The following is a 15307-nucleotide window of genomic DNA, read 5'->3' as shown; positions in this document are numbered from 1 at the left end:
GCCATCGGGCCGCCCGCCGACCGTGGAAGGGAGGCGAACCATGAGGATCGAGATCAAGCGGATCGAGAACGTCCGTCTGACCGGCGACTGCTTTGGCACCTGGAACAACCCTTGCGGGTGACGAGTCGCGTGGTCATGAGTCCCGGACGGCGCAGCCGTCCGGGACTCATGACCGGAGGAAGGAAGGAGGGGCACCTTGTCCGAGGAGGAGGCAAGGGCGGCGCTGTGCCGCTTCGTCGTCGGTCACGACGGGAACGATTTCGTGATCGGCCGGCCCGATCTCGGCGTGTACGTAGCGGTGCCCGAGCCAGGGGCCGTGTTCGTCGAGGCCGTGCGGAACGGAAGCGCACTCGCCGAGGCGACGGCCAAGGCCAGTGACGTGGCAGGTCAACCGGTCGACGCCGACGACTTCCTGGACGGGCTGGCCGCGGCGGGGCTCCTGGAGCCGCCGCACCTCCCCGGCGCCGGGCGCGCGCGGAGCAGGCGCCGGATCCGCTGGATCGAGGGCGTCAGCCAGGTGTCGGCCCGGCGCCTGTTCGGCGTCGGCGCGTGGACCGTCTACGGCCTGGCCTGGGTGTTCGTCGTGGCCGTGCTGGCGCTGCGGCCCGACCTGCGGCCCGCCTACGAGCACGGGTGGTGGTTACCCGATCCGGTGATATCGGTTCTCGTGCTGTTCCCCGTCAGCGTCGCGCTGACCGCCTGCCATGAGGGGTGGCACTGGCTCGCCGGACGCGCCGCCGGCATACCGGCGGTCTTCCGCGTGTCCTACCGGGGCGCTTTCCTGGTCTTCGAGACCGATCTCACGCAGATCGTGGCCACGCCGCGGAACCGGCGTTACGGTCCCTTTCTCGCCGGGATCGCCATCGACGGCCTCGTCATCGCCTGCGCGCTGGCCGTACGGCTGGCCAATCGCGACGGGTGGCTGGCCGTGCCCGGCGTGGTGGACCGGTTGCTCGCGGCCGTGGTCCTGGTCCAGTGCCTCGCCGTCGCCTGGCAGTTCGCGGCCGTGTTCATGCGCAGCGACATGTACGCGGTGCTGGCCAACGCGCTCCACTGCCACGACCTGTACCGGACCACCTGGCTGCTGCTGAAGGACCGTCTGTGGCGGCTGTCCGCGAGCGAGGCGGCTGAACTGGCCGCGACGGGCGAGCGCGATCGGGCGGTCGCCCGGTGGTTCTCCCTGCTGTACCTGGCCGGAATGATCGGCGTCGTATGGCTGGTACTGAACTTCGGCCTCCCCTTCATGATCGGAATGGTGACCTGGGCGGCCGCGAATCTCGCCGGATTCCAGCTCACGTCCTGGGTGTTCTGGTCGTCGCTGCTCATGGCGATGTTCGTGGTGGTTCCCCGGGTGGCCCCCGCGTTCCTCGCCGTCCGGGAGCACCGGCGGCGGAAGGAGGGCGCGTTGCGATGAGCCGACGATGGATCTGGCGGCTGGCGACCGGCGCCGCTCTTGCCGCCACACTCATGGCCCTCGCCTCAGGGCCGTACCAGGTCATCTTCGGCGCCGTCACGGGGTCGGTCGCGAGCAGCAGGCACGCGCCGTGCCTGCCGGGCCTCGAGGTGCCCGTTCTCGACAGCCCGCACATCCCCGAGGCGGAAGGCGCGGGCGTCCGCTACAACTCCCAGCCGCCGACGTCGGGGCCGCACTTCGCCTTCACCGTGGCGACCGGAATCTACGACTCCCCTGTCCCTCCCGGCCTGTACGTGCACGCGATGGAACACGGTCATGTCGTCATCCACTACTCACCGGACACACCACCGGCGCGGGTGGACGCGCTGAAACGGATCGCCCGCCGGTACGGCGCCGACGTCGTCATGTTCCCCGACCCGGCGATGGGCGTCGGTATCGCCCTCACCGCCTGGGGCAGGCTCGACAGGATGATCGAGCCCGACGAGCCTCGCATCTCGGCCTTCATCGAGAGGCTGAGCGGGCGCTACGTCCACGGCTGGAGCAACCCGACCGACTGCTGAGTCGATAGCGATTGGATAGCGCGGTTTCGGAGGATACCTGGGACATCGTTCGTCTCCGAGAGGAATCCTGATGCGCGCGTTCTTCGCCTCGTTACTGAGCGGGCTCGCCCTTGTCACCGTGCTCACCGCGGCGTCCACACCGTCCGAGAACGAGGGACAGACGCGACCGGCGACCGTCCTGGCAGGGCCGTGCGGCCCCTTGTGGGGGACGATCTGCTGATCTCATGATCTTCCCATGGACGACAAGACCGGTACCGGCGAAGCGACGGCGGGCGAGGGCTCAGGCGACGTCGAGTTCCGCCTGCTCGGTTCGTTCGAGGTGCGAGCCGGCGGTCGCGCCCTCCGCCTCGGCGGCCCGAGGCAGGAGAAGGTGCTGGCGGCGCTTCTGCTCAACGCCAACACGGCGGTGAGCACCTCGGCGCTCGTCGACGCGATGTGGGACGACGACCCTCCGGAGACGGCGAGGGAACAGGTCCACAACGCGGTCGCGACGCTTCGCAGGAAGCTGGGGCCGCTGAGCCGGATCCTGGTCACGGAAGGGCGCGGATACCGGCTCGACATCGCCGAGGAGCAGGTCGACGCCAGCCGGTTCTCGCGCGCGATCGAGGCCGCGCGGAGACAGCGTGACGCCTCTGCCGCCGTCACCATGGTGTCCGAGGCGCTGGAGCTGTGGCGTGGCCCCGCGCTGTGCGGGATGACCGGGCGCGTCATCGAGGCCGCCGCGACCCGGATGAACGAACACCGGCTGTCGGCATGGGAACTCCTCATAGATCATCAGCTCGAGCTCGGCGAGGTGGCGGGTCTGGTACCCGACCTCGCCGAGCTGGCGGCGGCGAACCCGTTACGCGAAAGCCTGGTCGGCAGGTTCGCGCTCGTGCTCGCCCACGCGGGACGCCAGTCGGAGGCGCTGGAGGTCTACGAGCGCACCCGCGTGCTCCTCGCCGACGAACTCGGCGTCGACCCCAGTCCCGAACTGCGAGCCGTTCACGCCCGGTTGCTGCGCGACGAGGCCCGGCCCGCGCCACGCGAACGGCGCGACATCAGGCCGGACGCCAGGCCGAACGTCCTGCCGTACGACATCGCGGACTTCACGGGACGGACGCGGGAGATCGACCGGCTGCTCGGGATGACGGCCGCGCCCGCGACCACCGCGATCGTGATCACGGCTGTGGACGGCATGCCAGGTGTCGGCAAGACCGCGCTCGCGGTCCACGCCGCGCATCTGCTCGCGGCCCGATATCCCGACGGGCAGCTGTTCATCGATCTGCACGGTCATACACCGGGGCAACGCCCGCTCGACCCGTTCACGGCGCTCGACCTGCTCCTGCGGGATCTCGGCCATCCGCCGGAGCAGATACCCGACACGCTGGAGAAGCGGATCGGCCTCTGGCGGGCCGAGGTGGGCGGCAAGAGCGTGCTCGTGGTCCTCGACAACGCGAAGGACGCCGCCCAGGTTCGCCCGCTCCTGCCGGGAACTCCCTCGGCGCGGGTCCTGGTGACCAGCAGGCGGCGGCTGACCGCGCTCGAGGGAGCGACGTCGTTCTCGCTCGAGCAGCTGACCCCCGCTGAGGCCGCTGAGCTGTTCGTCCGCATCGCCGGCGCCGACCGCACGGCCGCGCGTCCCGAGCTGGTGGACCAGGTGGTGGCCATGTGCGGGTTGCTGCCGCTGGCCATCCGGATCGCGGCCTCCCGGTTCGCGCACCGCCCGGCCTGGACCCTGACGACCCTGCTCGACCGGTTACGCGACGAGCGCCGCCGCCTGGCCGAGCTCACCGCGAGCGACCGGGGTGTCATCGCCGCGTTCACCGTCTCCTACCAGCACCTCTCCGATGCCGAACAGCGCCTGTTCCGCATGCTCGGCGTCCATCCCGGCGCCGACTTCGACGCCTACGGCGTGGCGTCGCTCATCGGCGTGGACGTGGCGGAGACCGAGCGACTTCTGGAGAACCTTCTCGACGTCCACCTGCTGATCCAGCTCGCCGCCGGCCGCTACCAGTTCCACGATCTGATCAGGCACCACGCGCGGATGCTGGCGGAGCAGGAGGAGAGCGAGCAGTCCCGCCTGGCGGCGGTGCGGCGGCTGGTGGACTACTCCCTCAGGCTCGGGCACGCGTGCGAGACCCTGATCAATCCGGGCCGCCAGCTCGGCGAGATGGACGCGGAGGACCACCGCTCGCCGTTGCCCGTTCTGCGGACCACCACCGGCGTCCGTGACCTGATCAGGGCCGAGCATCGCAACCTCACCGCCGTCATCGGCCGGGCGGAGGAACTCGGGCTGCTGACACGGACGTGGCGGCTGTCCGCGACGTTGGGACCGCTGTTGCAACGGCACGGCCACGGCGACGAGGCGCTCGAGTGCTACGGCGCCGGGCTGCGCGCGGCCCGAGCCGCCGGTGACCGCGCGGGCGAGGCGACCGTGTGCCGGCACCTGGGCGTGGCCTACATCGGGATCGGCCGGTACGGCGACGCCCTGGAGGCGCTGAGCGCCGGCCTCGCCCTCGAGGAGACCCAGGACGGCACCGCCCGGTTGCTGAGCAACATGGGGATCGCGCTCATCCGGATCGGACGGTTCGAGGAGGCCCTCGGCCATCTGGACAGGGCGCTGGATCTCCTGAAGGTGGAGGGCACACCACACGATCTCGCCATGGTGCTGACCAACATCGGCGTGGCCCACACCCAGCTGGGCCGCTATGCCAAGGCGACCGACAGTCACCTGCGCGCGCTGGAGATCCAGCGCCCGCTCGGCAACCCCTTCGCCGAGCTGCTGAGCCTGGTGAACGTGGGATGGGTGGCGACGCTGTCCGGCGATCTGGAGACCGCGTCGGACCATCTCGAGCGCGGGCTGGCCCTCAGCCGCCAGATCGGCGCGAGAGAGGTCGAGGCACGTGCGCTGTTCCTGCGCGCCGACTGCCTGCGGCGGGACGGGAAACCCGAGCGGGCGCTGGAGGACTGCAGGCAGGCGCTCGTCTTCGCCAGGGAGATGGGTGATCGCGACATCGAGGGGTCGGTGCTCAACGTCCTGGGCCGGGTCCACCAGGCGATGGGCGACGTGGAGGCGGCGGCCGACTGCTTCACCACGGCGCTACGCGTCATCGAGGACGGAGGGCAGGCGGCCAAGTCCGCCTCGGCGCATGAGGGGCTCGGCGAGGTCTGCTGGGCGAGAGGCGACCAGCGCGGGGCGCTGACCCATTGGGAGAGGTCGCTGACCATCGCCACCGCCGCGGGTCTTCCCGTCGCCGAGAACCTGCGCCACCGTGTGGCCGCGGCGAGGCAGGCGCTCGCCGGTCACGAACGGCCATCGCCCCCTGCCCAGGGGCGATGGCCGTAGCGCGCCGGTCAGTGGAAGAAGTGCCGCGTCCCGGTGAAGTACAGGGTGACGCCGGCCTTCTCGCAGGCCGCGATGACCTCGTCGTCCCTGATCGACCCGCCGGGCTCCACGATGGCCTTCACCCCGGCCGCGATGAGCACCTCGGGGCCGTCGGCGAACGGGAAGAACGCGTCGGAGGCCGCCACCGACCCGGCCGCCCTGTCGGCCGCGCGGGTGACCGCGAGACGGCAGGAGTCGACCCGGTTGACCTGGCCCATGCCGACGCCGACCGTGGCGCCCGCGGCCGCCAGCACGATCGCGTTGGACTTCACCGACCTGGACGCCCGCCAGGCGAAGTCGAGCTCCCGCAGCAGCTCGGGCGTGGCCGCGGGCCCGGCCTTCAGCTCCCAGTTCTCCGGCGCGTCGCCGGGGGCGTCGATCCGGTCGGCGGTCTGCACCAGCAGCCCGCCGTCGACCCTGCGGAACTCGGTGGCGTTGGCCGGCCGCTGCCCGCACCGCAGCAGGCGCAGGTTCTTCTTCCCGGTGAGAACGGCCAGCGCCTCGTCGGCGAACGAGGGCGCGACCACCACCTCGGTGAACACCTCCGCGATCTGCCTGGCCAGCTCGACGCTCACCTCCCCGTTGACCGCGATGACCCCGCCGTAGGCCGACACCGGGTCGCAGGCGTGGGCCTTGCGGTGGGCGTCGGCCACGTCGGCGCCGACGGCGATGCCGCACGGGTTCTGGTGCTTGATGATCGCGACACACGGCGCGTCGAAGTCCCACGCGGCCCGCCAGGCGGCGTCGGCGTCGAGGTAGTTGTTGTAGGACATCTCCTTGCCGTGCAGCTGCTCGGCGTTGGCGAGCCCGCCGTCCTCGGAGACGTACAGCCAGGCCTGCTGGTGCGGGTTCTCGCCGTAGCGCAGGACGTTCTTGAGCCGGCCGGCCGTGCCGCTGAACCGCCGGTCGCCGGTGTAGGTCTCGGCGAACCAGGTCGCCACGGCGACGTCGTAGGCGGCCGTGTGCGCGTAGGCGCGGCCCGCCAGGCTCCTGCGCTCGTCGAGGGTGAAGCCGCCCTCGTCGAGGGCGCGGTAGATCTCGCCGTAGGAGCCGGTGTCGACCACGACGGCGCAGGTGGCGTGGTTCTTGGCGGCACCGCGGATCATGGCGGGGCCGCCGATGTCGATCTGCTCGACGCACTCGGCGTCGGAGGCGCCCGAGGCCACGGTCTGCTCGAACGGGTAGAGGTTGACCACGACCAGCTGGAACGGGTCGATCTCCAGCTCGTTCAGCTGGGCGACGTGGTGCTCCTTGGTCAGGTCGGCCAGCAGGCCCGCGTGGACGCGCGGGTGCAGGGTCTTGACCCTGCCGTCCAGGCATTCGGGGAAACCCGTCAGCTGCTCGACCTTGGTGACGGCGATGCCGGATGAGGCGATCGCGGCCGCCGTGCCCCCCGTGGAGACGATCTCCACCCCCGCGGCGTCGAGCGCTCGGGCCAGCTCCTCGAGCCCGGACTTGTCGTACACCGCGATCAACGCGCGCCTGATGGCGATGCGGCTGTCGGGCTGGGCAGCGCCCTCGCTGCGCTCGGTCACTTCTTCTCTCCTCCTGGTCCGATGCGGACGGTACGGCCGGAGACGGTCCAGCCCTCGCGGACCATCCGGCCGACGGTGTCGACGAGCAGCTCTCGTTCGACGGTCTTGATGCGCTCGTGCAGCTGGTGCTCGTCGTCCCCGTCGAAGACGCGCACCGCCTCCTGCGCGATGATGGGCCCGGTGTCGACGCCCGCGTCGGCCAGCATCACCGTGCAGCCGGTGACCTTGACGCCGTGGGCCAGCGCGTCGCGCACGCCGTGGGCCCCGGGGAAGGACGGCAGCAGCGCGGGATGGGTGTTGACCACGGGGAAGGCGCTCAGCGTCGGCTCGCCGAGGATCTTCATGAAGCCGGCCGAGACGACCAGGTCGGGCCGGTAGGCGGCGATGCGCGCGGCGACGGCGGCGTCCCACTCGGCGCGGGAGCCGTACCCGGAGAGCTTCTCGACGAAGGTCGGCACGCCCGCGCGCTCGGCCCTGGCCAGCCCCTCGATGCCGTCGCGGTCCGCACCCACCGCCACGATCGTCGCGCCGTACGACGGATCTGCTGAGGCATCCAGAAGGGCCTGTAGGTTGGTTCCAGAGCCGGAGACGAGAACCACAAGCCGACCTGCCTGCGACACAGGCGCACTCCATTCACATGCTCGGGGTGGGGTAGCCAGGGTATCTGTTCCTCGTCCGGCAACGTTGAGGAGGTCAGGTGACGACACCGGTGCAGGCACCGGGCGACCAGCAGCTCGCGGAGTCCGCGGGCCGCAGGGCGATATGGCTGGCCATCGCGGCGCTGGCCATGACGTTCATGCTTCCGCTCGCCGGCCTGGTCATGGCGGTCTTCGCCCTGCTGGCGGGATTCAGGGCGCGGCCGGCGCTGCGCGCCGCCGGCAGGTCCACGGGCGTCGCGGTGGGCGGCATCGTGATCTCCGCGATCGCGCTGCTGCTGTCGGCGTCGGCGACGGCGATGCAGCTGTACCTGATGAACGAGTACGCCGCCTACCAGGAGTGCAGGAAGGGGGCGGGCACGGTGGCCGCGCAGAACGCGTGCTTCGCGGAGTTCAGGAACGCGGCGGCGGCCAAGCTCCCGCCCGGTGTGATCGAGTTCCTGGGCGCGGTGGAGTAGCCGCCTAGTCGCGGTCCCAGGCGTAGGGGTCGAGGTAGATGACGTGGCCGCCGCGGTCGTCGGACTCGTCCACGATGTCGCGGCGGGGCGGCCCTGACCGTTCGGGGCCGCGCGGCTTGGCCTGCGCCAGCGTCTCGGCCGCCGCTGAGGCGTGCTCGTCCTGCCAGTCGTCGCGGATGACCGGGATGGGCTGGGTGTCGGCCTCGGTGGCGTCCATCCAGTGGCCGGGCAGGGCGCGCCCCTCCGGCTCGGCGAAGCCGACCTTGCTCGCCGCCTTCGCGATGGCCGCGCCGGCCTTGCGCGCCGTGTCGAGCTTGCGGGCGATCGGGCCCTTGCCGCGCGCCCCCTGGTAGAGCAGCCACCAGTTGGCCAGCCCCGCCGAGATGCCGGCGGCGACGCCGACCTCCAGGCTGACCGACAGCGCCACCTCCCAGGCCGAGGGGCCGACCACGGCCAGCCTGGCCCCGCCGATCGAGCCGCCCGACAGCTCGGCCAGCAGCCCCGCAACAAGTCCCGTGGTGACGCCGGTGACGAACCCCCACAGCGGTGCCGCCTCGTACGACGGCGACGGCGCGATCCTGGCGACCACCACGCCCGCCACGGCGCCGGCGGCGAACGGCAGCGCGATCAGCCCCATCATGACGGCCGGCACCGGCCCGTTCTCGGGGAGCGCGCCGAGCAGCGGCAGCGTCGGCACGTAGCCCAACTGCACGCCCGTCGGCGCGACCAGCGTGCCGGTGCCGACGGCGAACCCGGGACCGGCGATGTAGGCCAGCCCCCAGATGACGGCGTTCAGCAGGTACAGGGCCTGGACCAGCAGGAGCAGCAGCCCGCCAACGAACCCCGGCGCCAGGCCGTCGGTCAGCTCGCGTACCTGCTGGAAGTTGACCGCGATCGCCACCAGCACCAGCACCAGGCCGGCGACCAGCATGACGGCGACGGCGACGGCCGTGCCGACCGTGACGGCGCGCACCCGCTCGGGCAGCAGCCGCAGCATCGACCGCCACGGGCCGATGGTGCGCGCGGTGGCCAGCACGCCCGCCACGAACGCCAGCAGGAAGTGGCTGAGCAGCGCCTCGCCGATGAACGGCTGGGTGACGTCGTTCCTGGCCACCAGCGCCATCAGCCCGGCCAGCAGCGCGTACGGCGCGGCCAGCGACACCCCCGCCTGCGCCACCAGCACCAGCTGGGCCTTGCGCCGGGCGCTCGCCTGCTCCTTCGGGCTGTTCTTCGGCAGCCGCGCGGGCAGCCGCAGCCGCAGGTCGGCGTCGCGCGCCATCCACATGGCCGCCTTGTACAGCAGCACCGAGGGCAGCACCATGAGCCCCAGCGGCAGCAGGCCGAGCTGCCCGCCCGACCAGGAGAACCCGGTGTGGTGCGCGGCCAGCCAGATCTGCGCCGCGGTGCGGAACACCCCCGGCAGGCCCGCCCCGAGCGCGCCCCTGGGCGCGGCGATCCAGCCGACCAGGGTGAGGGTGACGAGCACGGCCAGGCCCACCCCGAGCGTGGCCGCAGCCGCGAGCATCCCTGAGACGGGCAGCGGCCGCCGCGTCTCGTCGTCATCTCCGGAGATCTTGCTGAGTACCGTCCGGGGAGCTGTCCGCAGGTGATCGAGAAGGGCCGTCACAGTGCTCGATGTTCTCAAGTTTTCAGTCAAGAACCTCTCAGCCGCGCCGTGAGTCGCCATTCATCCTGGACGGCAGGCCGCGATCGAGCGGCGCCTGCCACGTCACGGCGGGCACCGGAGTCCCGCTGGAGTGGCGTGGACATGCGGACGGCCACCGGGTGACCCCGGTGGCCGTCATCACGCTCCGCCGTACGGAGGAGAGCCCCCGCGATGGACGGGAACTAGCGCGACTGCATGATCTCGCGCATGAGGCGGGCGGTCTCGGAGGGCGTCTTGCCGACGCGGACGCCGACCTTCTCCAGCGCCTCCTTCTTCGCCTGGGCGGTGCCGGCCGAGCCGGACACGATCGCGCCCGCGTGGCCCATGGTCTTGCCCTCGGGGGCGGTGAAGCCCGCCACGTAGGCCACGACCGGCTTGGTCACGTGCTGCTCGATGTAGGCGGCGGCCCGCTCCTCGGCGTCGCCGCCGATCTCGCCGATCATCACGATCGCGTCGGTGCCCGGGTCCTCCTGGAAGGCCTGGAGGGCGTCGATGTGCGTGGTGCCGATGACGGGGTCGCCGCCGATGCCGACGGCGGTGGAGAAGCCGAAGTCACGCAGCTCGTACATGAGCTGGTAGGTCAGCGTGCCGGACTTCGACACCAGGCCGATGCGGCCCGCGGTGGTGATGTCGGCGGGGATGATGCCCGCGTTGGACGCGCCGGGCGAGGCGATGCCGGGGCAGTTCGGCCCGATGATGCGGGTCTTGTTGCCCTTGGCGACCGCGTAGGCCCAGAAGGCCGTGGTGTCGTGGACCGGGACGCCCTCGGTGATGACCACGCAGAGCGGGATGCCCGCGTCGATGGCCTCGATGACCGCGTCCTTGGTGAAGGCCGGCGGCACGAAGACGACGGAGACGTCGGCCCCGGTCTGCTCCATGGCCTCCTTGACCGTGCCGAAGACGGGCAGGTCGAGGTGGGTGGTGCCGGCCTTGCGGGCGTTCACGCCGCCGACGACCCTGGCGCCGGAGGCGAGCATGCGCTTGGCGTGCTTGGTGCCCTCACCGCCGGTCATGCCCTGAACAATGATCTTGCTGTTCTCGGTCAGCCAGATTGCCATTACGCACCTACCGCAGCGAGCTCGGCGGCGCGCTTGGCCGCGTCGTCCATCGTGTCAACAAGCTCGACGCCCTTGAGCCCGGCGTCGCGCAGGATCTGCCGCCCCAGCAGGGCGTTGTTGCCGTCCAGCCGGACGACCAGCGGGCGGGTCACCGCCTCGCCGCGCTCCTCGAGCAGCTTGAAGGCCGCGACGATGCCGTTGGCGACCGCGTCGCAGGCGGTGATGCCGCCGAAGACGTTCACGAAGATCGACTTCACCGCGACGTCGGACAGGATGATCTCCAGGCCCGCGGCCATGACCTCGGCGCTGGCGCCGCCGCCGATGTCGAGGAAGTTGGCGGGCTTGGGCTGACCGGGGAAGGCCTCGCCCGCGTAGGCGACGACGTCGAGGGTGGACATGACCAGGCCCGCGCCGTTGCCGATGATGCCGACGTTGCCGTCGAGCTTGACGTAGTTGAGGTCCTTCTCCTTGGCCGCGGCCTCCAGCGGGTCCTCGGCGGCCTTGTCGGCGAACTTCTCGTGGTCGGCCTGGCGGAAGGTCGCGTTGTCGTCGAGCGTGACCTTGCCGTCGAGGGCCTTCACCTGGCCGTCGGCCGACAGGATCATGGGGTTGACCTCGACGAGCGAGGCGTCCTCGTCGACGAAGCAGCACCAGAGCTTCTCGATGAGCTCGGCCGCGCCGTCCAGGGACTTCTCGGGCAGCCCGCCGGCGACGGCGATCTCGCGCGCCTTGGCGCGGTCGACGCCGGTCAGCGCGGAGACCGGCACCTTGGCGACCTTCTCCGGGGCGCTGTGCGCGACCTCTTCGATGTCCATGCCGCCGGCGGCGGAGCAGATCGCGAGGAAGGTACGGTTCGCACGGTCGAGCAGGAAGGAGAAGTAGTACTCCTCCGCGATCGCGCTGGCCTCTTCCACCAGCACCTTGTGGACCGTGTGGCCCTTGATGTCCATCCCGAGGATGTCGGTGGCCTTCGCGACGGCGTCCGCCGCGTCGTCGGCGACCTTGACGCCGCCCGCCTTGCCGCGACCCCCGGTCTTGACCTGGGCCTTGACGACAACGCGGCCGGTCAGCTGCTCGGCAGCCGCACGCACCTCCTCCACGGTGTGCGCGACGATGCCGCGCGGCACCGGGATGCCGTAGTCCGCGAAGAGCTCCTTCGCCTGATGTTCGAACAGGTCCACGAGGGTCCGTCCTTCTCCTTGGTCGCTCCCCCTCCTCACTCGCTTCGCGGAACGCCTCGCTCCTCGGCCTTCCACTCCGCTCGCTCGGTCGGGCTCGCTCCCTGCTATTCGACTGATGTTCGACGGCCCGGGCCCACCCCCGTGTGCCGGGCGTTTCCGCCAAGGAAGCCTAGTCCCAAGCTCGACCTGCCCAGGTCATCGGGTCATAGATATCGCTCGCGCGCCATACCAATGTGCGGCAAATCGCCTGATTGTCCTCTTTAGCGATCTAGGATGTCCCGCACATCTGACCGAAGGGGCACAAACCAACATGAGGCGTTTGATCGCCGCCACCGCGCTCACCGCAGCCGCGGTCGCGGTCGCCACCCCCGCTTTCGCGTACTCCGCCGCGCCGAAGAACCCGGTGGAGGCGCTGAAGAAGCAGTTCGTCGCCGGCAAGGGCGTCAAGGTCTCCGAGACCACCACCATGACCACGGACGGCAAGCCGTCCGGCGGCGTCGGCCGCATGACCGGCGTCCTCGCGTTCGGCAAGAAGGGCGTCGTCGCCTCCGACCTGACCCGCCGCACCAAGGGCCCGAAGGTCGCGGACGACGACGAGTTCGCCGCCCTGTTCAGCCCCACCAGGTACATCAGCGTCAACGACCAGACGTACGCCAAGGGCGGCATCTACTCCCGCGACCTGCCCGAGGGCAAGAAGTGGGTGCGCGTCGACGGCGCGCCCGACGCCACCATGTCCAGCAGCCAGCTGATCAACATCTTCGACGCCTCCGTCCTCAAGACGGTCCTCAAGGGCGCGTCGAGCGTCCGCGGCGGCGTCTACAAGGGCGCGATCAGCCTCAACGACCTCAGCAAGGCGTCGGGCGGCAGCCCCCTGCCCGGCAAGGTGGGCAAGGTGAAGGTCGCCTACGCGGTCACCGTGAACTCCAAGCTGCTCGTCACCAGGGTGACCACCGTGGCGAAGCTGGACTTCGGGCTGCTGGGGGTCATGAGCATGACCGCCGACACCCGCTACAGCGACTGGGGCACCAAGGTCGTCATCACCGCTCCCCCCGAGGAGGAGGTGGTCGACGCGGCCGACCTCGGGACCGAGGTTCCCGACCTGCCCAGCGTCCTCACCGAGGCCGCCGGCTAGGAGCCGACGCCGTCGAGAGCCCGGCCGCCCCTCGACGGGGGCGCCGGGCTTTCCGCTGCCCGGGTGCCGAGCCACGCCTCCTGTCCTTCACGCGCCATGCGCACGGTGTCCCGAATGATGAGACGCGGTCGTGATCTTCAAGTGAAAAGATCTTTCCTCCCCCTCCAGAAGGAAGAAACACATGAAGCGAACCATCGTCGGCCTCGCCCTGGCCACGGGCGTCGCGCTGATCACCGCCGTACCCGCTCAGGCGGCAGCGCCCAAGGCCGACCCGGTCAAGGCGCTCAAGGCCCAGTTCGTCCCGGGCAAGGGCGTCAAGACCACCGCCACCCTCAGGATGTCGATCTCCGGTGACCCCGTCATCACCGCCCGCGAGACCGGCGCCCTGGCATGGAGCAGGTCGGGCGTCGCCGCCTCCGACAAGACCGTGAAGTTCAGCCTCGACCCGGTCGTCGTCTCGGCGCTGGAGGAAGGCGACGAGGACGGCGCGGCGCTGAAGGACCTGGTGCGCACCCCGACCCGCCAGATCAACGTCAAGAACTGGAGCTACCTGTCGGGCGGCCTCGTGGCCGGCTCCCTGCCCGAGGGCAAGACGTGGGTGCGCGGCCCGCGGACGGACGCGGCCAGCCTCGGCGGCCCCAGCGTCGACCTCTTCTCCCCCGGCACGCTCAAGACGCTGCTGTCCAGCGCCTCCTCCGTCAAGAACGGCCTGGCCAAGGGCACCATCAAGGCGGGCAAGCTGCCCAGCAGGCCGCTGGGCTTCAAGGCCAGTCAGAAGGTCACGTGGGCGCTCTGGTTCGACAGCAAGGGCCTCGTGAGCCGGTTCACCACCAAGATCTCGTTGCCGATGGGCCGTGGCGAGACGATCGACTTCACCGCCGACAGCAGGTACACCGGGTGGGGTTCCACGGTCAAGGTGACCGAGCCCGCCGCCGAGTCGTGGGTCGACGCGAAGGACCTCGACAAGGAGCTCCCGAACGTGCCCGGCATGCCCGAGTCGCTGACCGAGGCGTCCAAGTAGGGCGATCCCTCACTGACCTCGCCTGAAGCGGGCGGGTGAGGCGTTGGACGCGTGCCCGAGCGGTGGAGGAGACACCCTCGGGCACGCGTCACCTCCGTACCGGAGCCTCGGCGTCCACGTTCCTGCTCTTACTGATCGGCTGCACCGTTCTCCCGAGTTCTCGGCGGCGGATCAAGGTCCCGTTCCACAGTCGCCGAGCCGGAGAACGGGTTACCCTGAGGGCCGCTTCGATCAGAAGAAAGGCATTCGATCGAAGCCGGATTCCGTCGCGACGCGATTCTCGCCTGCCCTTTGGCCGAAGTCAGGGAGTGCGAAGATGGTCGCCATGAGCGTGAAACGGCAGGGCGAGGTCTTGAACGAACTGGCCGAGGCGATCCGGAACATGCGGATGCCAAGCGCGCCGGGCATCCGGCAGGCTTCTGTCGAGCCGTACGTCGACGCCGATGGCGAGGCGGCGCTCAGGGCCGTGATCATCCTGGACGCACCCGATGAGGACGGGTGGTCGGCCGATTTCACGCATGCGCTACGTAAGCAGGTGAACAGGCTCGCCGCCGAACGCCATCTCGACGAGCACGTCTACCTCACACTGTTCACCCAGGAAGAGTTCGAAAACCGAGAAGACGCCGACGAACGGGCGGAGGACAACAGCACAGGCGCCATCGACCGGGCTCTGACCCGGGATCAGCAGGACAGCCCGTGAGGCGCGATTTCAAGGCAGACGATTACCTCCACCTCGCAGGCCGTACCGCAGGGCGGGGCCGTCCTCGAACTGCCTACCTCAGACGTGCCACCTCAACCGCCTACTACGCGCTCTTCCACGAACTCGTTCAGCATGGCGCAAGACGTGCGGCCAGGAACGGGCCGACTGAGCATCAGCAGGCCATCGGCCGCTGGTACGCCCATGGCAACTTCAAGAAGCCGCCCGATGGGTGGAGGACATCGCGAGCGGACGCACCCCACCGAACCCCGTCCGGCTTCTTCTGGTCGATCCCCTCATCGGAGGCGTCCCGGCGGACCTCGAAGTGCTGGCCAGCGCGTTCAGCGAACTCCAGGAAGCCCGGCACGGCGCGGACTACGACCCTGCCTTCGACGCAACCCGCCTGAGCGCCCTCGGCCACGTCAACACCGCTCGCTCCGGTATCGAGGCCATCAAGCGAATGGACAAGGCAGACCTTCACCAGTTCGACATGTTCCTCCTTCTCGCCCTGGGCGGCGACCGTATGATCAAGAACAGCTGACCAAGCGACATTGCGCGAAGT

14 protein-coding genes are annotated in these 15307 nt (G+C 70.3%); 9 read left to right on the top strand and 5 right to left on the bottom strand.

What is annotated here, in order from left to right:
* Positions 1 to 196: 196 nt before the first annotated feature.
* The 4 genes from ACWDLG_RS14985 (at position 197) to ACWDLG_RS14970 (ending at position 5302) form a co-directional block, all read left to right on the top strand.
* On the top strand, positions 197 to 1414 hold the full coding sequence (locus tag ACWDLG_RS14985) for a hypothetical protein (RefSeq protein ID WP_449920012.1): 1218 nt from the start codon (positions 197 to 199) through the stop codon (positions 1412 to 1414).
* Complete coding sequence (locus ACWDLG_RS14980; protein WP_449920010.1) at positions 1411 to 1974, top strand: DUF3105 domain-containing protein; 564 nt, start codon at positions 1411 to 1413, stop codon at positions 1972 to 1974. Before ACWDLG_RS14985 ends, ACWDLG_RS14980 begins: the two co-directional genes overlap by 4 nt.
* Positions 1975 to 2044: 70 nt before the next feature.
* Complete coding sequence (locus tag ACWDLG_RS14975; RefSeq protein WP_449920008.1) at positions 2045 to 2194, top strand: hypothetical protein; 150 nt, start codon at positions 2045 to 2047, stop codon at positions 2192 to 2194.
* A 15-nt stretch (positions 2195 to 2209) separates the two neighbouring features.
* Positions 2210 to 5302 carry a tetratricopeptide repeat protein gene (locus ACWDLG_RS14970; protein ID WP_449920006.1) on the top strand — a complete coding sequence of 1031 codons (3093 nt, stop codon included), beginning with the start codon at positions 2210 to 2212 and terminating at the stop codon, positions 5300 to 5302.
* 8 nt (positions 5303 to 5310) lie between these two features.
* On the opposite strand, the gene purH is transcribed toward ACWDLG_RS14970, so the two are convergent.
* A complete protein-coding gene (gene purH / locus ACWDLG_RS14965; RefSeq protein ID WP_449920004.1) occupies positions 5311 to 6876 on the bottom strand; it encodes a bifunctional phosphoribosylaminoimidazolecarboxamide formyltransferase/IMP cyclohydrolase in 1566 nt (521 codons plus the stop codon).
* Entirely contained in the window at positions 6873 to 7496 is a 624-nt protein-coding gene (gene purN / locus ACWDLG_RS14960; protein WP_449920002.1) for a phosphoribosylglycinamide formyltransferase, read from the bottom strand. Before purN ends, purH begins: the two co-directional genes overlap by 4 nt.
* A 77-nt stretch (positions 7497 to 7573) precedes the next feature.
* On the opposite strand from purN, the gene ACWDLG_RS14955 reads away from it, so the two are divergent.
* The gene (locus ACWDLG_RS14955) at positions 7574 to 7990 is read left to right on the top strand and encodes a hypothetical protein (RefSeq protein ID WP_449919999.1); all 417 of its coding nucleotides are present in this window, start codon (positions 7574 to 7576) and stop codon (positions 7988 to 7990) included.
* A gap of 4 nt (positions 7991 to 7994) precedes the next feature.
* Here the strand turns inward: ACWDLG_RS14955 and ACWDLG_RS14950 are convergent, their stop codons facing one another.
* The 3 genes from ACWDLG_RS14950 to sucC form a co-directional block, all read right to left on the bottom strand.
* Positions 7995 to 9617, bottom strand: coding sequence for a cell division protein PerM (locus ACWDLG_RS14950; RefSeq protein WP_449919996.1), 1623 nt, complete (start codon positions 9615 to 9617; stop codon positions 7995 to 7997).
* Between the two features lie 221 nt (positions 9618 to 9838).
* On the bottom strand, positions 9839 to 10714 hold the full coding sequence (gene sucD, locus ACWDLG_RS14945; protein WP_354906295.1) for a succinate--CoA ligase subunit alpha: 876 nt from the start codon (positions 10712 to 10714) through the stop codon (positions 9839 to 9841).
* Complete coding sequence (gene sucC / locus ACWDLG_RS14940; RefSeq protein WP_354906297.1) at positions 10714 to 11895, bottom strand: ADP-forming succinate--CoA ligase subunit beta; 1182 nt, start codon at positions 11893 to 11895, stop codon at positions 10714 to 10716. The genes sucD and sucC overlap by 1 nt, the downstream gene beginning before the upstream one ends.
* A 310-nt stretch (positions 11896 to 12205) precedes the next feature.
* On the opposite strand from sucC, the gene ACWDLG_RS14935 reads away from it, so the two are divergent.
* The 4 genes from ACWDLG_RS14935 to ACWDLG_RS14920 all read left to right on the top strand — a co-directional run bounded on the left by ACWDLG_RS14935 (position 12206) and on the right by ACWDLG_RS14920 (position 15286).
* Positions 12206 to 13027, top strand: coding sequence for a hypothetical protein (locus ACWDLG_RS14935; protein ID WP_449919992.1), 822 nt, complete (start codon positions 12206 to 12208; stop codon positions 13025 to 13027).
* A 181-nt stretch (positions 13028 to 13208) separates the two neighbouring features.
* On the top strand, positions 13209 to 14048 hold the full coding sequence (locus tag ACWDLG_RS14930; protein ID WP_449919990.1) for a hypothetical protein: 840 nt from the start codon (positions 13209 to 13211) through the stop codon (positions 14046 to 14048).
* Between the two features lie 316 nt (positions 14049 to 14364).
* Positions 14365 to 14748, top strand: a complete 384-nt coding sequence (locus ACWDLG_RS14925) for a hypothetical protein (RefSeq protein ID WP_449919986.1) — start codon at positions 14365 to 14367, stop codon at positions 14746 to 14748.
* Positions 14749 to 14977: 229 nt separating this feature from the next.
* Positions 14978 to 15286 carry a hypothetical protein gene (locus ACWDLG_RS14920; protein WP_449919984.1) on the top strand — a complete coding sequence of 103 codons (309 nt, stop codon included), beginning with the start codon at positions 14978 to 14980 and terminating at the stop codon, positions 15284 to 15286.
* The last annotated feature ends 21 nt before the right edge of the window (positions 15287 to 15307 follow it).

The sequence above is a fragment of the Nonomuraea sp. NPDC003727 genome (assembly GCF_053586935.1).
This window is presented reverse-complemented; position numbering and strand designations above follow the sequence as displayed.